Origin of the sequence: Amnibacterium sp. CER49 (genome assembly GCF_029846255.1) — a bacterium.
GTDB lineage: Bacteria > Actinomycetota > Actinomycetes > Actinomycetales > Microbacteriaceae > Amnibacterium.
Map to the genome: position 1 here is coordinate 688,715 of NZ_JARVWQ010000001.1, position 18,175 is coordinate 706,889.

General features: G+C 71.8%; 19 protein-coding genes. 10 read left to right on the plus strand and 9 right to left on the minus strand.

Features of this window, described 5'->3' with window-relative positions:
- Positions 1–456: 456 nt before the first annotated feature.
- Together galE and QDR37_RS03360 are read right to left on the minus strand one after the other, a co-directional pair.
- Entirely contained in the window at positions 457–1,425 is a 969-nt protein-coding gene (gene galE, locus QDR37_RS03355; RefSeq protein WP_279712144.1) for a UDP-glucose 4-epimerase GalE, read from the minus strand.
- A gap of 72 nt (positions 1,426–1,497) precedes the next feature.
- Positions 1,498–1,833, minus strand: a complete 336-nt coding sequence (locus QDR37_RS03360) for a hypothetical protein (protein ID WP_279712146.1) — start codon at positions 1,831–1,833, stop codon at positions 1,498–1,500.
- A gap of 186 nt (positions 1,834–2,019) precedes the next feature.
- Here QDR37_RS03360 and QDR37_RS03365 point away from each other — a divergent pair, with 186 nt between their 5' ends.
- On the plus strand, positions 2,020–2,751 hold the full coding sequence (locus tag QDR37_RS03365) for an SOS response-associated peptidase (protein ID WP_279712148.1): 732 nt from the start codon (positions 2,020–2,022) through the stop codon (positions 2,749–2,751).
- A 107-nt stretch (positions 2,752–2,858) separates the two neighbouring features.
- Here QDR37_RS03365 and QDR37_RS03370 read toward each other — a convergent pair whose 3' ends face one another.
- Positions 2,859–3,635, minus strand: coding sequence for an HAD-IIB family hydrolase (locus QDR37_RS03370; RefSeq protein WP_279712149.1), 777 nt, complete (start codon positions 3,633–3,635; stop codon positions 2,859–2,861).
- 223 nt (positions 3,636–3,858) lie between these two features.
- On the opposite strand from QDR37_RS03370, the gene QDR37_RS03375 reads away from it, so the two are divergent.
- A complete protein-coding gene (locus QDR37_RS03375; RefSeq protein WP_279712150.1) occupies positions 3,859–5,409 on the plus strand; it encodes a sugar transferase in 1,551 nt (516 codons plus the stop codon).
- Positions 5,410–5,443: 34 nt separating this feature from the next.
- Here QDR37_RS03375 and QDR37_RS03380 read toward each other — a convergent pair whose 3' ends face one another.
- The gene (locus tag QDR37_RS03380; RefSeq protein WP_279712151.1) at positions 5,444–5,692 is read right to left on the minus strand and encodes a hypothetical protein; all 249 of its coding nucleotides are present in this window, start codon (positions 5,690–5,692) and stop codon (positions 5,444–5,446) included.
- A 304-nt stretch (positions 5,693–5,996) separates the two neighbouring features.
- Between QDR37_RS03380 and QDR37_RS03385 the strand changes: the two genes are divergently transcribed.
- From QDR37_RS03385 to QDR37_RS03400, 4 genes are all read left to right on the plus strand, one after another.
- Positions 5,997–6,659 carry a LuxR C-terminal-related transcriptional regulator gene (locus QDR37_RS03385; RefSeq protein ID WP_279712152.1) on the plus strand — a complete coding sequence of 221 codons (663 nt, stop codon included), beginning with the start codon at positions 5,997–5,999 and terminating at the stop codon, positions 6,657–6,659.
- On the plus strand, positions 6,656–7,933 hold the full coding sequence (locus QDR37_RS03390; protein WP_279712153.1) for an ATP-binding protein: 1,278 nt from the start codon (positions 6,656–6,658) through the stop codon (positions 7,931–7,933). The genes QDR37_RS03385 and QDR37_RS03390 overlap by 4 nt, the downstream gene beginning before the upstream one ends.
- Positions 7,930–8,997 carry a hypothetical protein gene (locus QDR37_RS03395; protein ID WP_279712154.1) on the plus strand — a complete coding sequence of 356 codons (1,068 nt, stop codon included), beginning with the start codon at positions 7,930–7,932 and terminating at the stop codon, positions 8,995–8,997. Before QDR37_RS03390 ends, QDR37_RS03395 begins: the two co-directional genes overlap by 4 nt.
- A gap of 143 nt (positions 8,998–9,140) precedes the next feature.
- Positions 9,141–9,320 carry a hypothetical protein gene (locus QDR37_RS03400; RefSeq protein ID WP_279712155.1) on the plus strand — a complete coding sequence of 60 codons (180 nt, stop codon included), beginning with the start codon at positions 9,141–9,143 and terminating at the stop codon, positions 9,318–9,320.
- Between the two features lie 18 nt (positions 9,321–9,338).
- On the opposite strand, the gene QDR37_RS03405 is transcribed toward QDR37_RS03400, so the two are convergent.
- Positions 9,339–11,297 carry a carboxypeptidase-like regulatory domain-containing protein gene (locus tag QDR37_RS03405; RefSeq protein ID WP_279712156.1) on the minus strand — a complete coding sequence of 653 codons (1,959 nt, stop codon included), beginning with the start codon at positions 11,295–11,297 and terminating at the stop codon, positions 9,339–9,341.
- A gap of 161 nt (positions 11,298–11,458) precedes the next feature.
- On the opposite strand from QDR37_RS03405, the gene QDR37_RS03410 reads away from it, so the two are divergent.
- Positions 11,459–11,710, plus strand: coding sequence for a hypothetical protein (locus QDR37_RS03410; protein ID WP_279712157.1), 252 nt, complete (start codon positions 11,459–11,461; stop codon positions 11,708–11,710).
- Between the two features lie 4 nt (positions 11,711–11,714).
- On the opposite strand, the gene QDR37_RS03415 is transcribed toward QDR37_RS03410, so the two are convergent.
- On the minus strand, positions 11,715–12,677 hold the full coding sequence (locus QDR37_RS03415; RefSeq protein WP_279712158.1) for an FhaA domain-containing protein: 963 nt from the start codon (positions 12,675–12,677) through the stop codon (positions 11,715–11,717).
- Positions 12,678–12,786: 109 nt separating this feature from the next.
- Here QDR37_RS03415 and QDR37_RS03420 point away from each other — a divergent pair, with 109 nt between their 5' ends.
- A complete protein-coding gene (locus tag QDR37_RS03420; protein WP_279712159.1) occupies positions 12,787–13,470 on the plus strand; it encodes a hypothetical protein in 684 nt (227 codons plus the stop codon).
- 331 nt (positions 13,471–13,801) lie between these two features.
- On the opposite strand, the gene QDR37_RS03425 is transcribed toward QDR37_RS03420, so the two are convergent.
- From QDR37_RS03425 to QDR37_RS03435, 3 genes are all read right to left on the minus strand, one after another.
- Positions 13,802–14,026, minus strand: coding sequence for a hypothetical protein (locus QDR37_RS03425; RefSeq protein ID WP_279712160.1), 225 nt, complete (start codon positions 14,024–14,026; stop codon positions 13,802–13,804).
- Complete coding sequence (locus tag QDR37_RS03430) at positions 14,023–14,709, minus strand: LCP family protein (protein ID WP_279712161.1); 687 nt, start codon at positions 14,707–14,709, stop codon at positions 14,023–14,025. Before QDR37_RS03430 ends, QDR37_RS03425 begins: the two co-directional genes overlap by 4 nt.
- Before the next feature lie 581 nt (positions 14,710–15,290).
- Entirely contained in the window at positions 15,291–16,604 is a 1,314-nt protein-coding gene (locus QDR37_RS03435) for a UDP-glucose/GDP-mannose dehydrogenase family protein (RefSeq protein ID WP_279712162.1), read from the minus strand.
- 118 nt (positions 16,605–16,722) lie between these two features.
- On the opposite strand from QDR37_RS03435, the gene QDR37_RS03440 reads away from it, so the two are divergent.
- Positions 16,723–17,013, plus strand: coding sequence for a protealysin inhibitor emfourin (locus QDR37_RS03440; protein WP_279712163.1), 291 nt, complete (start codon positions 16,723–16,725; stop codon positions 17,011–17,013).
- Positions 17,014–17,106: 93 nt separating this feature from the next.
- Positions 17,107–18,144, plus strand: a complete 1,038-nt coding sequence (locus QDR37_RS03445) for a M4 family metallopeptidase (protein WP_279712164.1) — start codon at positions 17,107–17,109, stop codon at positions 18,142–18,144.
- The last annotated feature ends 31 nt before the right edge of the window (positions 18,145–18,175 follow it).

The window sequence follows — 18,175 nt, forward strand, 5'->3', positions numbered from 1 at the left end:
TGGTTCGAGCAGCGTCAAGGCCGCGAACCATGCCACCGCGTGTCGGGCGTTCGTTCAGCGACGCGCCGGGTCCCAGCAGAAACGCGTGGTCATCGAAGGTTGAGCAGCGTCGTGCGGAAACCGTGTTTCCAGCCTCTGATCAGGCAGTATTCCCCGATTGGAGCGAAGTGACACGCCGCCCGCCCCTAACCTTCGAGCAAGGGTCGAATGCTGACGACACGCCGATAACGACTGTCGGCGCGTAACGCTGATGTCACACAAAGAAGTCGGAAAATTTTTTTCGGAGTGCAGTGCCGTTCGAATTCGTGTTCGAAGCATGCGCTTTTCCGCACATGGCACTGCCCCCTCTTCGAGGGGCATCGGCGAACCGGGAACAAGGGCGCCGCCTATCACAGCGGAATAACGCTTGTCGAATCGGACACGCCGGAGGCCGGGAAGCCGTGCAGAGGGCCGGGCTCAGCGGGAGGCCGCGGCGGTGCGGGCCGTCCACGCGCTGCGGACCATGTCGTCGAGCGAGTGTCGCATGCGCCAGTCGAGATCGCGCGCGGCGCGCTCACCGGAGGCCACGATCCGCGCTGGATCGCCCTGTCGGCGCGGTGCGACCTCGGGCGTGAACTCGTGCCCGGTGACCGACGCCACGGTGCGCATGATCTCGCCGACGCTCACCCCTTCGCCCGAGCCCAGGTTGTAGACGGGCTCGAGCTCGGCGCCGGCGGCGAGGCGCTGCGCCGCCACGACATGCGCCTGCGCGAGGTCGGCGACGTGGATGTAGTCGCGCACGCACGTGCCGTCGGGCGTCGGGTAGTCGTCGCCGTTGATCCGTGGCGTACGCCCCTCGAGCAGCGCCTCGAAGACGAGCGGGAACAGGTTGTGCGGGCTCGTGTCGTAGAGGTCCGCGTCGCCCGAGCCGACCACGTTGAAGTAGCGCAGCGCGGTGTGCTTGAGTCCGACCGCGACGCCCTGGTCGGCGAGCAGCCACTCGCCGATGAGCTTCGACTCGCCGTAGGGCGACTCGGGATGCTTCGGGGTCTCCTCGGTGACGAGCTCGGTGTCGGGCGTGCCGTAGACGGCGGCCGACGACGAGAACACGATCTTGTCGATGCCCGCGTCGGCCATCACGCCGAGCAGGGTGGCGGTGCCGGTGACGTTCACCGCGTACGTGTGCAGCGGTCGCTGCACGGACACGCCCGCGTACTTGAAACCGGCGATGTGGATGACGCCCTCGATGGCGTGCTCGGCGAAGACGTCGGCGAGCAGCTCGCCGGAGAGGATGGAGCCGCGCACGAACTCGACATCGCCCGGCACGAACTCGCGATGGCCGCTCGAGAGGTCGTCGACCACGAGCGCCTGCAGCCCCGCACCGGTGAGCGCACGCACGACGTGCGCCCCGATGTAGCCGGCGCCGCCCGTCACCATCCACGTCATGCGGGCGAGCCTATTGACGGGGTCGGACGCCGCCTCGATGCCGTGCCGCGCGGTCGCGGATCACGCAGCGGATCAGAGCCCGAGGAAGGCGTAGATGCCGAGCAGTGCAGCGGTCGAGAGCGAGAGCAGCGCCACGAACGTGATGCCGGTCCACGAGCGGCGCGAGTGCTGCGGCTCGGCCTGCTGGAGCCTCTCGGGCGCGGCGACGGCCGCCTGCGCCTCCTCGAGGGTGCGGAAGGCCCCGATGGTCTCGCCGTCGATGCCGAGCGCGAGATAGCGGTGGCCGTGCTCGACCGTGCCGACGGGGCGGCCGTCACGGCGGCCCACCCACAGCTTGCGGTTGAGAAGGCGCCACTCGACGCACGAGGGGATCGAGGCCGCGGGTGGCATCGGAGCGATCGTGCTCATCGGGTCCTCCCCTCAGTCGCTCCATCGGTCCGGTCGCTCCGTCGCGATGTCAGCGCTTTCTCAGATTGTACCCCGCTGTCCCCCGCTCGCGATAGGGGGCCCGCGGGTGAAATCCGGGGGAACAGCGGAAGGAGCAGCGCCGAACCGGTGAACCGGATGGTCTGCTGTTGCTATAGGGGAACATTCATGTTGCGGATGCGGGAAAATGGGCGCATGTGCGGCCGCTACGTCGTCACCAAGGCCGTGAACGACCTGCTCCCCGATCTGCTCGGCGGTCTCGGCGACCTGCCCGACGACTACAACGTGGCGCCCACGGCGCTCGTGCCGGTGGTCCGCGAGCGCCACGACGAGCGGCGCATGGCCGAGGTGCACTGGGGCTTCCTCCCCACCTGGGCGAAGGACGAGCGGGCGAAGCCGCAGCCCATCAACGCCCGCATCGAGACCGTGGCGACCTCCGGCATGTTCAAGCGCGCCTTCGCGAGCGCGCGGTGCCTCGTGCCGGCGCTCGGCTACTACGAGTGGGTCGTCACCCCCACGGGCAAGCAGCCGCACTTCATCCACGACCCCGACTCGGCGCTCGCCATGGCCGGCGTCGTGAGTGCCTGGGCCGACCGCACCAAGGACCAGAACGACCCGGACCGCTGGCATCTCTCCATGGCGGTGATCACCCGCGACGCGCATGTCGCGCCGGGCGAGGTGCACGACCGGATGCCCGCCTGCCTCACGCCGGACGCGTACGAGGCGTGGCTCGGCGACGGCCTGAGCTCCGAGCAGCTCGTCGCGCTGCTCGACCGCGAGTCGCTCGAGGTCGCCCACGCGCTCGACCACTACGAGGTGAGCCGCGACGCGAACAGCGTGCGCAACAACGGTCCGCAGCTGATCCAGCCGCTGCCGCAGCCCGGCTCCACCCGCGCCTGACGCGCCGCACGGAGGCAGCAGCAGAATCCGGGCGCCTTCCGACGATCCGGGCGTCGCGTCGCGCCCGCTGTGTCGGAACCCGCCCGGAATGCGGGAGGCGGGCGGCGTCAGCGCAGCGCCGCGACGAGCCCCTCGACGACCCCGACCGTCTCCTCCCAGCCCTCGACGGCCCGCGTGGGCACACCGAGCGCCTTCACCGGGTAGTCGTTGCCGTCGGGATCGAGCCGGTCACCGACGAAGAGCGTCTCGTCGAACGGCACCTCGGTGATATCGGCGAGCCGCCGCATCCCGTACGCCTTGTCGATGCCGCGCCGCGTGATGTCGACGGACGTGGACCCGCCTGAGCGCACCTCGAGGTCGGGCAGCTGCTCCTGCACCGCCTGGCGCAGCCGGTTCTTCTTCTCCCCGGTCGGGTCCCAGGCGCGCTTCTCGTCGAGCGGCGCCTGCTGGCCGAGGGCGGAGAAGGTGATCTGCGAGCCGCGGTCCTCGAGCGCCGGACCCCAGGTCCGCTCGGCCCAGAGGCCGAGGCGCTTCGCCTGCTCCTCGACGGCGGACATCGCCCGCTGCTTCTCGTCGTCGGTGAGGTCCTCCGCGTAGACGCAGGTGAGGCCGTCCTCGCCGAGGCGCCAGTACTGCGTGCCGCAGGTCGGCATGAGGTGCAGCCGCCGCGCCGAGCTCGACGGCAGGTCGCCGAGCCGCTCGACGACCTGGGTGCGGAACTGGTCGATCTGGCCGCCGGAGATCACGCACACCTGCGTGACGGCGAGCAGGTCGCGCAGCGCCTGCTGCATCGGATCGGGCAGCGGGGCCTTCGACGGCGCGAGGGTGTCGTCGAGGTCGAAAGCGACGAGGCGCGGCCGCTCGGGCGCAGCGGGGGTCTCCATAGCACTCACCGTACGGCAGGACCTTCGAGCGCTCGCAGCCGCGCAGGGTGCCATAGAAAGGTGTCCGGGAGGGGCCGTGCGCACCGATTCTGCGTGAACGGCAGGATCTGCCCCCAAAAACCTGGTTGCGTCTGAGCGCCGGATCGCGAAGCATGGGGAGACCTGAGTCCGCGGCGACGGCGCCCGATCCTCCTCCGCCCGAACGGACCCGAGTAAGGACCCCATGGAATCCAGTGCTCTCGGCGAGACCTTGCCCGAAGGTCGCGCCGCGCTCTCCCGTTCCTCCTCCCTGGGGACGGCGTTCGCGCCCGCGCCGGGGCTCCCCGAGCTCGTCGGCGCGGGGCACCGCGACCTGCACTGGACCACCGTCTACCGGCTCGCCCTCATCGCCACCGACGCCGTCGTCGTCGCGCTCGCGCTCCTCTTCGCGCAGTCGGCCCGCTTCGACGTCTCGCCGCTCAAGCCCGTCGAGCAGGCCGAGGTCCCCTACGCCGTGGTCGCCGTCGCGATCGGCGTGCTCTGGCTCGGCATGCTCGCGGCCTTCCGATCCCGGGAGTCCCGCTTCGTCGGGTCCGGCACCGTCGAGTACCAGCGCGTCGCGAAGGCCACGCTCTACGCCTTCGGCGGGTTCGCCGTCGTCGCCCTCGCCGTCAAGCTGAACGACGTCTCGCGCGGCTACCTGCTCATCGCGCTTCCCGTCGGGCTCGGCGGCCTGCTGCTCGACCGCTACTTCTGGCGTTCGTGGCTCATCTCGCGGCGTCGTGCCGGCGGCTGCCTCACCGGCGCCTTCGTGGTGGGCAGCCACCCGGACGCGACGCGGGTGACGAAGGACCTCGTCAAGCACCACCACGCCGGCTACAAGCCCGCGGGCGTCGCCTTCACCGATGGTCTCGGCGGCGCGCACGAGCTGGTCACGGACGGCGCGCGGGTGCCGCTGCTCGACTTCCGCACCCTCGCCGACACCGTGCGAGCGACGCACACGCGTGCGGTCATCGTCGCCGGCGACCTCCCGGGCGGTCGCGCGCAGATCCAGGACCTCGGCTGGCAGCTCGAGAACTCGAAGACCGAGCTGATCCTCATGTCGCAGCTCACCGACGTGGCCGGCCCGCGCATCCACATGCGCCCGGTCGACGGGCTGCCGATGCTGCACGTCGACCTTCCGCAGTACGCGGGCTTCAACCACACTCTCAAGCGCGGCATCGACCTGGTGCTCGGGGGCGTCGCGTTCCTGCTGCTCTCGCCCGTGCTCGCGCTCGTGGCGCTCGCGGTGCGGCTCGACTCCCCCGGCCCGGTGCTGTTCCGGCAGGAGCGCATCGGCGTCGCCGGCCGCTCGTTCACGATGTTCAAGTTCCGCAGCATGGTGATCGACGCGGAGGAGCGGCTCGCCGCCCTGCAGGCCGCGAACGAGGGCGCCGGGCTGCTGTTCAAGATGCGTGACGACCCGCGCATCACCCGCGTCGGGGCGTTCATCCGCCGGTACTCGCTCGACGAGCTGCCGCAGCTGTTCAACGTGCTGAACGGCACGATGAGCCTCATCGGGCCGCGCCCGCCGCTCCCCCGCGAGGTCGCGGTGTACGAAGGCCGCGTCAACCGGCGTCTGCTCATCAAGCCCGGTATCACCGGGCTCTGGCAGGTGAGCGGTCGCTCGAACCTCTCGTGGGAGGAGAGCGTGAAGCTCGACCTCTACTACGTGGAGAACTGGAGCGTCGTCACCGACTTCGTCATCCTGCTGAAGACGGTCAAGGCCGTCCTCAAGCGCGACGGGGCCTACTGAGCCGCTGCCGGCGCCCTCGGCCCGGTCGGGGCGCTCAGCGGCTCTCGTGGTCGAGCACGTCCGACGGCCGCGTGTCGACCGAGACGGTGCCGACCGGCGCTGCGTCGTCGCGCAGCGGGAACGCGGACGGTCGCGCTCGGTAGATGCCCGCGGCGAGCCCGAGCCCCGCGAGGGCGAGGACGAGCGAGGCCCAGCGGCCATAGGGATGCCAGGCAGCGAGCGCGACCAGGCCTGCGACGATGAGCACCACGACTGCCGCGACATCGCGCGATCGAGCCCGCATGGCTTCCTCTCGTCGGGCGCCGCCCTCGGTGCCCGCTAGATACCAGAGTGCCGCATCCGATGGCAAGCCGGGGCGGACACGCAGAGGGATCAGCGCGACGCCCCGAACACACGGGTTCTTCACAGCGAAAGAGTGCATGCGCGAAATCGCTGCTCCGGCGGCATCATCGTGACAACGATCGTGCGCGAGCGCTACCGATTCCGCTCCCATCCGGGTTTCCAACGACGGATCCGTGCGCGATTCCTCGCGGTACAGTCGGATCCGAAGGGCTCCGAACCCGAAACGGCGTCCGGAAAGCGGTGTCATGCAGCCGGCACAACCCGCGACCCTCCGCGTAGGGCTCGTCGACGACCACGAGGTCATCGCGACGGCGGTCCGCGCCGCGCTGCGCTCCACCCGCGAGCTCGAGCTCGTCGCCTGGGCACCGACGGTCGACGGGCTGTTCGCGCGCGCGGCAGGACGCCTCCACCTCGTCGTGCTCGACCTGCGGCTGCAGGACGGCTCCTCCCCCGCGAACAACGTCGAGCGGCTCACCGCCGCCGGCTGCAACGTGATCGCCTTCACGAGCGGCGAGAGCCCCTACCTGCTCCGCACCGTGGCCCGCACACCGGTGCTCGGTATCGTGCGCAAGAGCGAACCCCTGCAGGCGCTCACCTCGGCGCTGCTCCGCGCCGCGTACGGCCAGCCGGTGATGACCGCGGAGTGGGCATCGACGGTCGAGAACGACCCGCTCATCAGCGACGCCAGGCTGAGCCCGCAGGAGCAGCGCATGCTCGCCCTCTTCGCGAACGGCAACACCGCGCAGACCGTCGCCGAGGAGGCCGGCATCGCGGTGAGCACCATCGAGGACTACGTGCGCCGCATCCGCGCGAAGTACGCGCGCGCGGGGCGCCCCGCCGTCACCAAGGTCGACCTCTACAAGCGCGCCGTCGAGGACGGGTTCCTGCCCGCGCCGAACGAGCCGTGACCACGGCGGCTGGTCGCGCTCGCCCGCCGCACCGGCGGGCCGCGGCGCCGGCCCCCGCCCGCGATGTGCTCCCGAGCGACTCGCCGCTGCTGCGTCGCCTCGCTGGCGGCCCCGGTGAAGAGCGGGTGCTGCGCGTCTTCGCCTTCGGCTTCCTGCCCGGGGGCGTCGTGTTCGGCCTGCTCGTCACCCCGCGGCTCTCGCAGCAGTTCGAGTACTACCCCGTCTGGTGGATCCAGGCGGTGCTCGCCGGCATGGTGCTGTCGGCCACGCTCATGGGCGCGCTCGCCTTCCTCGCGCCCGTGTGGGTGCTGCGCACGCTCGCCGGCATCAGCGCCCTGTCGGGCCTGCTGGCGCAGCTGAGCATCCTGCCTATCGCGGCCTCCTGGCGCGGGCCGCTGCCGTCCGCGCCACCGTGGATCAACGACATCCTCGCGCTCGGCGCCGTCGCGGCGGGCATCGCGCTGCCGGGACTCGGTGCCCTCGCCGTCACGGTCGCCACCGCCCTGCTCACCTTCGTCGACTACGACGCCGTCACGCGTGGCCACTGGCTGCACGCGCTGCAGGCAGCCCTCTACATCCTGCTGTTCTGCATCACGTTCGTCGCGTTCGGCATCAGCTCGCTGCGCGCCGCACGGCTCGCCGAGCTCGCCGAGGCCGAGGCGCTGCGTACCGTGACGGCCGCTGCGGCGGACAACGCCCGCGAGCGCGAGCGCGCCCGCATCAACGCGCTCGTGCACGACCGCGTGCTCGCCACCCTGCTCGCCGCGGCGCGCAACGTGCCCGGCAGCGAGCAGCTGCGCCGGCAGGACGCGCGGCGCGCGCTCGAGGGGCTCCGCGACCTGCTCCGCAGCGACGACGACGGCAGCGCGGTCGCGCTGAGCGGCGAGGAGCTCGCCTGGGCGCTGCAGGGCGTCACCACCGACCTCATGCCGGATGCGGTGTTCGGCTACGAGGTGCACGACGACGTGACGCTGCCCGCCGAGGCCGTCGAGACGCTCACCGCGGCCACCGAGGAGGCGCTGCGCAACTCGGCGCGGCACGCGGGCGAGGCGAACCGCACGGTGCACGTGCTCGTCGACCGCAGCCGGGTGCGGGTCGACGTGCTCGACGACGGCGCCGGCTTCGACCCCGAGCAGGTGCCGCCGAACCGGCTCGGGATCGCGCGCAGCATCAAGGGCCGCATGGCGGACCTCGAGGGCGGCTCCGCGGTCATCGTCTCGCAGCAGGGGGTCGGCACCCGGGTGCAGCTGCGCTACAAGCCTCCGGCGTCGTGATGAGCACCACCGAGGTCACGCAGGCGCTGCGGCACGGGGGCCTCGGCCGTGCACGGTTCTTCCCACGGGTTCGCGGGGTCGCGGACTCGCTGCTCACCGGCGGTCTCGCCTTCTACGTCCTGTTCGTGCTCGTGCACACGGTGCTCGCTGTCACCACCGACGGGGTGAGCGTCCAGGACTTCGTCGAGCTCGGCCTCATCTGCATCCCCTACGGCGTGCTCATAATCCGGTGGCGGCTCGAGTCGTGGCTCGTCGGCGTGCTCGCGTTCTGCCTGCTCGGATCGATCTGGGTGAACGTCTGGACGCTCCCGCTCGACAGGCCGGTCGGCGGCTACCAGGCCTGGCCGTTCGGCGCGGTGACCTTCGTGCTGCTCGGCTTCACCCTCGCCGGCCGCTACTCCGAGGCGTGGCTCATCCTGCTCGGTGCCGCGGGCATCGCGATCGGCTGGTCCGCCTCGAGCGGGCTCGGCGTCGGGCCGGGCATCGAGCTCGTCGACCGGCACTTCGCCACGCTCCTCGTGGGCACCCTGCTCGCGAACAGCTACCGCCGCTCGAACCGCGCGTTCCTCGCCAGCCAGGAGTCGGAGCGGCGCGCGCGGGCCGCGGAGGAGGCCGCCGCCGCCCGGGCGGGAGCCCGCCGCGGCGCCGCGGAGGCGGTGCTCGAGCAGGCGGGACCGATGCTGCAGGCGATCGCCGACGGCCGGCCGATGACCGCCGTCGACCGCCGCGAGCTGCTCGTGCTCGAGGGCGCCCTCCGCGACCAGATCCGCGCGCCCGGGCTGCTGCAGGGACGGCTGCCCGAGGTGGTCGGCGCGGCCCGGCGCCGCGGGGTCAACGTGCTGCTCGTCGACGAGGCGGCGCTCGACCGCCGCACCGGCGAGCAGGCCGCGGACTGGCTCGCCCGCCGCATCGAGCGGATCACCGGCGACCGCTTCGTGGGCCGCGTCCGCTCGACCATGGAGGGGCTCGTCCTCACCGCGGTCGACGACGCCGGCAGCGAGACCGCGACGCTCCCCCACGCCGTGTCGCCTGCGCGGCCCGCGAGCGCCGGACGCAACCGCTAGAGGACCATTCCTGCTGCATCGCCTCTAGACATGGCAGGGGCTTCACAGCCAGAATGACGCCGCGGGACGACCGGCCGCAGGTTCACGGCCGATCATCAGGCGTCCCTCAACGCGCCGACAGCGTCAGCGGTCACCCTCCGGGTATGACAGCCGTGACCATCCTCGCCCTGGTGGCGGGACTGGTGGTGTGGGCGCTGACCGCCGTGGCGCTCGCGCTCATCACCGGCGCGCTCATCCACGAGCGCGAGCTCCACGACGACCGACCGCTCGACGACCGCACGGTGGCGACGGCCGACGAACTGATCCACCCCCGCGCCGCCTGACCCGACGTCGTCGGGCGCTCAGTGCGCCTTGACGTGCAGCACGACCGGGCCCACGTCGGTGGTGGCGCCGTCGCGCAGGGTGAACGTGCCGACCGGGGGCGCGAACCACCACGGGCCGTCCGTCACCGGCGCCGAGCCGATGAACGACTCGGCGTCGTAGGAGTACGTCCCGGGGGTCAGGTCGTGCACGGTGACCTGCCCGTCGGGCAGCCGCGGCCCGATCCGCACGAGGTCGCCCCGCGCGTCGCTCGCGGTGCCGCCGACCTGCGGCGCGCCGGCGCCCCCGGAGATGAACCACGCCTTGAACGTGGCGGGCTCCGGCCCTGCGTCGAGGTCCTGCGTCGCGGAACCGAGCACCGATACCGCGATCGGCGGCGACGGCAGCCGGCCGGCGCTCACTCCCGTGACCGCGTAGACGGCGGGCATGAGCCCGTTCACCGTGTAGGCGCCCGTCGAGTCGACCATCGCCGAGCGGGAGAACACCGCCGCGTCGCCGACCACGACCGAACCGCTCGTCGCACCGTTCAGCGACCCGGTGAGGTGCAGCGTCGGCTTCCCGATGGTGATGTCGGCGGTCGACGGCGTGCCGGCGCTCGCCTCGATCGTCGCGCCGCCGTAGCGCGCCTGCGCGAGGTCGGAGGGACGGTCGACGGCGTAGAGGCGGTACCGGACGCCGGGCGTCAGGCCGCCGAGCAGGTACGTTCCCGTGCCCGCGTCGGCGGTGGTGCTGCGGATGATGCCGCGGGTGCCGAGGTCCTCCGCGACCACCTGCACCGGCGCGGCAGCCGCGCCGCCGGTGACCGTCCCACCGATCTCCCCCGCCGGCTGCGCGGCCACGTCGGCCTCGACCTCCCCGAGGACCTCGGGCAGCTCGGCGGCCACCGACGCGGGCAGCACGGTGTCGGCGGTGCGGACGACGGGCTGCAGCACCGCCTCGGGGCCGGTCGGCCGCGTGGACGTGGGAGTGGGGGTGAGCGTCTGCGTGCTCGTCGGCGTGGGGCTCGGGGTCGGGCTGCCCGACGGATCCGGGATCGGCACGGGGGTCGGCGTCCGGCTCGCGGTGCCCGTCTCCCCCGCGTACTGCCCCGCGGTGACCGTGTACTGGCCGGCCGCCAGGCCGGAGAAGGTGTACTCGCCCTTGCTCGACGTCGTGGTCGCCGCCACCTCCGCGCCCTCGCGCAGCAGGAGCACCGGTACGGAGCCCCCGACCGCCTTGCCGTCGGCGGTGACGGTGCCCCGGATCGTGCCGCCGGACACCGGCGCGGCCGGGCTCGCCGTCACCGTCTGCCCGCTCCCCACCTCCGCGCGCACCGCCTGTGGCAGGTCGGGCGCCTTCGGGACGAGCGCGACGGCGTAGGTGCCGGGCGCGAGCGGCTCGGACGTGTAGTGGCCGTGCTTGTCGAGCGACAGCCGCTGCACGACCGACTGGTCGAGCCGCCGCACCTGGATCGCCTGCACCCGGTTGGCGGCGATCGGGCTGCTGCCGGTGATGCGCCCCGGGTGCTGCAGCTTGAAGTGCAGCTGCGCCTTGCCGCCGGCGAGGTTCTCCGCGGTCGCCGCGGCCCAACCCTGGTAAAGCGGCGTCGAGGTCGGCTTCGCCGCCTTCGCGCCGATGATCCCCCGCACCACGGCGTCGGCCCCGCTGCCGGTGATCGCGTCGGTCGAGTTCGGCTCGGCGCCCGCGAAGGCGTAGCCGTCGATGGCGTCGGGCACATCGAGCGTGAAGCGCCCGCCGGCGTCGGCCTCGGTGTGGGCGATGACGCCCTCTGTGGGCGACCAGAACCCGACACGGATGAAGGGAACCGCCTCGCCGTCGACGGTGACGTCACCGCGGATCGTCTTCGTGCCGCCGGCGTTCGCGGTGAAGGCGGGGAACAGCGCCGCCGCGACGATCGCGACGCCGATGCAGGCGATGGCGAGCAGGTCGAAGGGACGCCGATGCGGCCGTATCGCCCGCGTCGCGCCGCCTGTCGTCACCCGCACCCCTGTCGTTCGACGCCGATGCGCCGCCGGCGGGCCAGTCAACCATCCCCACCCCGCCTCCCGTCACGGGTAGCGCGGTCGTGACCGGACCGTGAAGCCGAAGCCGACCCGTGTCGCACCCCGCGTTCGGGGGCCGCGTCCACTACAACCGAGGCATGCCTTGGCTCGGGATCGTGATCACCGCCACCGCAGTGTGGATCGCCGTGTCGATCGTCGCCGCGATGCTGTTCGCGCAGTCGGTCGCGGTGGCGAACAAGCGCCGCCCGCGCCCCCGCCGCCCCACGAGCAGCGCCGCGGCCCGCCTCGGCCGCTTCGTCTCGGTCGCGACCGGATCCATCCCGGTCATCGGCCCGAAGCTCGTCTCGCTCGCCACCGGCGCGATCCCGGTCATCCGGCACACGGACTGACGCCTCAGCGCAGCCCCACCGGCTCGACGGTGAGCTGCAGCCGGACCCCCCGGCCGAGCCCGAGCGTCGCCTCCACCGGCAGGCGCGCCGGGCCCTGCAGCAATCGGCCGTCGAGCAGGGTGCCGTTCTTCGCCGACCGCGGCACCGCCCACCAGCCGTCCTCGCGCAGCTCGAGCTCGACGTGCTCGCGCGAGACGCCGGGCCGGTCGATGCGGATGTCGGCGCTGTCCGCCCGCCCGACCAGCGCTCGGCCTCGCTCGCGCGGCACGGTGCGCACGTCGGTGCCGTGCACGACGACGAGGTCGCCGACGCCGAGCACCTCGGTGTCCGAAGCCTCGTAGGCCCGCGTCGGGTACGGCTCCCCCGGGGCCGTCTCCTCGGTCCGCTCCAACGGCGTCTCGGTGCGGTTCGGCAGCACCTCGGTCGGCTGCGCGATGGGCGGCTCGGGCGGCAGCTCGAGCCGGGACGCGTTCAGCTCGGCGGTGATCTCGGCCTCGTCGGGCTCGTCCGCTGGGTGGAGGGTGCGCTGCGCGTACGCCTGCCGAGGCCGAAGCGAGATGTCCCGGCGGATGGTGATGAGCGGGTCGGTGGCGAGCCGCCACTGGTTCTCTCGCGCGTAACCGATGTAGAACTCGACGAGGTCGGCGACCGCGGCGTCGGTGCCGATCGAGCTCGTGATGAGGCGGTAGTCCTCGGGGCTCACGTGCACGTCGATTGCCGTCGCCGCCACCCGCCGCCCGGACGCCATCACCGAGTAGGTGTCCTTGAGCAGCCGGGCGAGCGCCCGCTGCACGATGACGCCGTCGCGGCGCGTTCCGGGCAGCAGCCCGGTCAGCACGAGACGGGCGAGCCCGCGCAGGTCGCGGACAGTGGTGATCCGCATGAGCGTGCGAGCGAGCCCGAAGGCGACGAGCCCGGCGAGCACCACGCCCACCAGGAAGCCGAGCACCGCGCTCCCCCACCACATGCGGGCACCCTAGCGGCGCCCCTTGCGAGCCCTTCGGCGCTGTCAGCCAGGCTGTCCGCCTGAGGCCTTCACCCCCTACTCTGGGGTCAGCCGTGAGGACGGGGGCTGCTTGAAGACGCTGCTGATCGTGGACGGTGCGGACGTCTGCCGCGCGCCGATCATCGAGTACACACTTCGCTCGGCGCTCGCCGGGCCGGGCTGGCTCGGCTCCGTGGCTATCGCGAGCCGTGGTCTCACCGCGCAGGTCGGCGCAGCGATGTGCACCGCCGCCGCGGACCGGCTGGGCGTGAGCCCCGCATCAGTGGCATTCTTCACCGGCCATCGCGCCGAGCGTCTCACTCCGGCCGACGTCGCGAACGCGGGCCTGATCCTCACCGCCGAGCGCGACCAGCGCTCCGCCATCGGCGCACTCCAGCGCGGTGCGCAGGTGCGGACGTTCACGGTGAAGGAGGCTCGGGTGCTCGCCACCCTCCTCCGCGAGGACGTGCAAGCGGGCGTCACGCCGCCGCCCGCGGACCTGCCCGCGCTCGCCGCGGCACTGCAGGCCATCCGCGGCGTCATCCCCGTGATCGAGCCAGCGGTGAAGACGAGCGCCTTCCACTGGAAGCGCGAAGCCACCGACCCGCTGTCGATGGCGGACGGCCACGAGCTCGCGTCGTTGCATCGGCACACGGTCGAGGAGGCGCGGGAGACGGCGCTCGTGCTCGGCACGTTCCTCGCCGAGGCTCTGCGGTTCGAGCCGGTCGTCGCGCCGCCGGCACCCGCGTCACTGCACTGGATTCGCAGGGCCTGAGTCAAGCCGTAACCGGCTCCGTCGGTCGCATGAGTCGTCGCCGGCTGCCCCGCACGCCGAGGTCGGGCCCTATGGTCCCCGGGGCGTTTCGCGCCTGAGCTAGGCCGCCCTTGGCGGCACTGTTCGCCGGTCCCCCGTGAAGCCTGCCGGGCACTGACGGGCGGCCGTTCTGATCCCGGAGCCGGCGCGTCCTGCCCACTAGGACGGCGAAGAACCAGGAGAAGCCCAGCCGGCGTACGGGGGTTGGTCGCGTGAAGAGGTCCGCCCCTGCTGATGCGCCTCGCCTGGGCGTTGTTTCTATGGTGACGGCCGAGCCGAGCGCCGGTGCGCCCTACGGCTGGTAGCGGTCGAGGCGGTCGGCATGCAGGTCGGCCGCGAGCGCCGACACCTTCGCGCCGTCGGGCACGGCCGTGCCCTTTCCGCTCTCCTGCTTCGCCGGCACCGTGAGGAAGCCGATGTTCGAGGCCCGAGCATCGCGCAGGCTGACCGCGAGGTCGCCGAGGTATGCGGCGTCCAGTCCGTTGTCGACGATCAAGCAGGGCGCGATCGCGTTCACCGCGTTACCCACCTTCGCCGGATCGAGGAGGGTGTGGGCCTCCACATGGCATGAGCGAGGGCGCGGACGAACTGCTGCTGGTCCTGCACCCGTTCCGCGTCGCCGCCAGGCAGATCGGCGGTCGCCGAGAGATAGGCGGTGGCGCGTGCACCGGTGAGCGTGACCTTCCCGACCGGGAAGTCGTAGGCACGGGAGTGGAACGCGCCCGGGTTGTCGACCGTCACCCCGCCGAGCGCGGACGCGAGCTCCCCGAATCCCGCTGCGGGCACGACGGCCACGTGGTCGACGCGAGTGTTGAGCAATGACTCGATGGCCTTCACGGCGAGCGCGACACCGCCCACGCGCACCGTGCTGCCGATCGGCATCCGGCCGTGCCCCGGGACCGCGACGACCATCGACGGCAGCATCGACAGCGCCCAGACGCGCTGCCGGTCCGACGGCACGTGGATGAGCGTCACCGTGGTGGAGTCCTGGCCACGGACCGAGGCGAGCGTCGTCGGCTTGCGGCTGGCGTCCGGGCTGCCGAGCAGCAGCACCCTCCGCGCCTGAGCCGCGGCGCCTCCGGCACGGACCGGCCGCTCACTCGGTGCGGGGAACGGGTCGGCGACGATCTGTCGATGGGTGTTGTAGGAGGCGGAGAGCCAGCCGAGGAAGTACGCGGTGGGCGCCACGGCGATGAGCACGACCGATGCGACGACGGCGCCGGCGAGGATCAGGACCCGCCGCCGTAAACGCCGACGTCGGATGAGGGGCGAGCGGGACGGCAGAACGTGCGCCGGCGAGGTCCTGCTCGGAAAGTCGTAAACGACGTTCTCCGGCTCGGCTACGGCGAGGGCAGATGAGTCGTTCGGGTCCCCCGCGCTTCGAACGTACCCTTCGGAGCGCGGCAGGACGAGGCCCGCGTCACAGCATGGGCGTGCGCCCGTACCTCTTTGGGTGATGGTGCGCCACCGGCGTGCAGTGACGTGAGCGCGTCAGGCGAAGCGATCGAACTGACACACCAAGCAGTTGCACTGCTGCTCGATGCGGCGTGTGCGACGAGCACGACGGGGAACCATTTCGGTCTCCGTGCGGTGGGAAGCGATTGGGTGCAGCAGTGCACTGATACTCATGGGACGGACTCCTCACACCGGACGTCCGGAACAGACGCCAGCCGGACGGCGCGTGCAGCGACCGTACACATGCGACTCTGGTGAACAGGTGCCGAAGGCCTTACAGAACGCTGACGAAACAACAGTGTGGGTGCGACTCTCCTTGGTTGCCCCTAGGGTCGCCCCATTCCTCGATACGTCCACCCGGCTGCCCTCCAGCGCTCGGGATCGAGCACGTTCCGGCCGTCGATGATCAGCTTGTCGCGGACGAGCCGCCCGACCTCGACCGGGTCGAGAGTCCGGTACTCCTTCCACTCCGTGACGAGGACGACCGCGTCCGCTTCGTGCAGCGCATCGAGCGTGTCGGTCGCGAAGCCGAGCTGCGGGTGCAGCCGGATGGAGTTCGGGATCGCGGCGGGGTCGGTCGCGATCACGTGGGCACCGAGACCGTTCAGCTGCACGGCGACATCGAGGGCCGGCGAGTCGCGGACGTCGTCGGAGTCGGGCTTGAACGCGAGTCCGAGCACGGTGACCTTCTTCTTGTAGACCTGGTCGCCGAGGCTCTCCACGACGAGGTCGACCATCCGCTGCCGACGGCGAAGGTTGATCGCATCGACCTGCTTGAGGAAGTCGACGCTCTCACCGCGGCCGAGCTCCTCCGCCCTGGCGACGAACGCGCGGATGTCCTTCGGGAGGCAGCCCCCGCCGAAGCCGATGCCGGCATTGAGGAACCGGCGCCCGATGCGCGGGTCGTAGCCGATCGCGTCGGCGAGCTGCGTCACATCCGCGCCGGTGACTTCGGCGATCTCGGCCATCGCGTTGATGAACGAGATCTTCGTGGCCAGGAACGCGTTCGCCGACACCTTGACGAGCTCGGCCGTCGCGTAGTCGGCCGCGACGACGGGGGTGCCGTTGCCGACGGCGGTCGCGTAGACCTCGTCCAGCAGTCTCCGCGCCGCGGGTGCGGCATCTCCGGACGGAAGACCGTAGACGAGCCGGTCGGGGCTGATCGTGTCCTTGACCGCGTAGCCCTCGCGCAGGAACTCGGGGTTCCACGCGAGCATCGCTCCCGTTCCGGCGGCCTCGACGCGTTCCGCGAGCCGAGCGGCCGTGCCGACGGGCACGGTCGACTTGCCGGCGATGAGGTCGCCGGGCGAGAGGTGCGGCAGCAGGCCGTCCACGGCGGCGTGCACGTAGGTGAGATCGGCGGCTCCGCCCCCTCGTGCCTGGGGTGTGCCGACTGCGATGAAGTGCACCTGTGCGCCCTTCGCATCCGCCGTCGAGGTGGAGAAACGCAATCGGCCTGATCGCATCGCCGAGTCGAGGATCTCCTCGAGCCCCGGTTCGAAGAAGGGCGCCCGGCCGGCGGCGAGCGCCTGCACCTTGCCGGCATCGACGTCGATGCCGACGACGTCATGCCCGAGCTCGGCCATCGATGCGGCGTGCACGGCACCCAGATAGCCGCAGCCGATGACCGATATGCGCATGGATTTCTCTCCCTCAGCCTCGAGCGATGGCGCCCGCGGCAGTGAACGGTTGAACCAATCCAATCGAATCGGCGACTGCACCTGCCACTCTTTCCCTCAGTTGTGGAAAGGAGAGGCGATGGGCACCGATCCGGCTCGGGTTCGCATCGAGCGCAGCGGCGGGTTCGCCGGGCTCGTCGCCGCGACCGAGGTGTCGGATCCCGACACGATCCGCCGGCTGCTCGCGGCCCTGCCGACGAGCTCCGGCAGCCCTGTCGCGGACGCGGGAGCGGCCGACCGATTCGTCTACCGCTTCGAGATCGAGCGGGTGGATCGGGCGGCCTCGCCCGAGGTGCTCGAGGTGGGCGAGCAGTCCATCGCCCCGCACGTCCGGCGCCTGCTCGCGGATCTGCTCGCACGACGAGCCTGAGTAGCTGCCACGGTGGACAACCCCGTGGGGCCGTCGGCGCGCTCCCCTATGGTGCGGAGTCGTTCCGCTGCTCGAACCACCGGAAGGACTCTCATGTCCCACGCCTACCCGCGCTGCGGGATCGTCCCCCCGTACATCCTCGAGGCGCTCGCCGATCACGGCGACGACCGCGTGCGAGAGGCCGCGCGGCGCACCCTCGGCCTCTCCGCGGAGCTGGGCGCCTCCCGCTTCGCACCCCAGCCCCCCGCGCGAACCGCGGTCGCGCCGGCCGAGGACCGGCGCATCTACGACGGCCACTCGCGCGAGACGCTGCCGGGAACTCTCGTGCGCCGCGAGGGCTGGGCCCCGACGAGCGACGTCGCCGTGAACGAGGCGTACGACGGCCTGGGCGCCACCTGGAGCCTCTACGAGGACGTGTACGGCCGGAACTCGATCGACGGCAACGGCATGCCGCTGCTCGGCACGGTGCACTTCGGGCAGGACTACGACAACGCGTACTGGGACGGCAGCCAGATGGTGTTCGGCGACGGAGACGGTGTGCTCTTCAACCGGTTCACGATCGCGGTCGACGTGATGGGGCACGAGCTCACGCACGGCGTCACCGGGGCTCTCGTGAACCTCGAGTACCAGGGGCAGTCCGGCGCGTTGAACGAGTCGGTGTCCGACGTGTTCGGCTCGCTCGTGAAGCAGCGGACGCTCGGCCAGACCGCCGAGCAGGCCGACTGGTTGATCGGCGCGGGGCTGCTCGCGAGCGACATCGACGGCGCGGCGCTGCGCTCGATGAAGGCACCCGGCACCGCGTACGACGACCCGCAACTCGGCGGCCGGGACCCGCAGCCGGCGACGATGAGCGGCTACGTGCGCACGAGCAGCGACAACGGCGGCGTGCACACGAACTCCGGCATCCCGAACCACGCCTTCTACCTCGCCGCGGTGGCGCTCGGCGGCAACGCGTGGGAGAAGGCCGGACACATCTGGTTCTCGACGATCTCCAGCACGACCCTCTCGAGCACGGCCACGTTCGCGCAGTTCGCCGCCGTCACTGCGCAGCAGGCGGCCGCGCTCTACGGGGCGACCGAGCAGCAGGCCGTGGCGGACGCCTGGCGGCAGGTCGGCGTGCAGGCCGACTGAACGGTCCGGTCGCGCCCGTTCCTGTACCCCG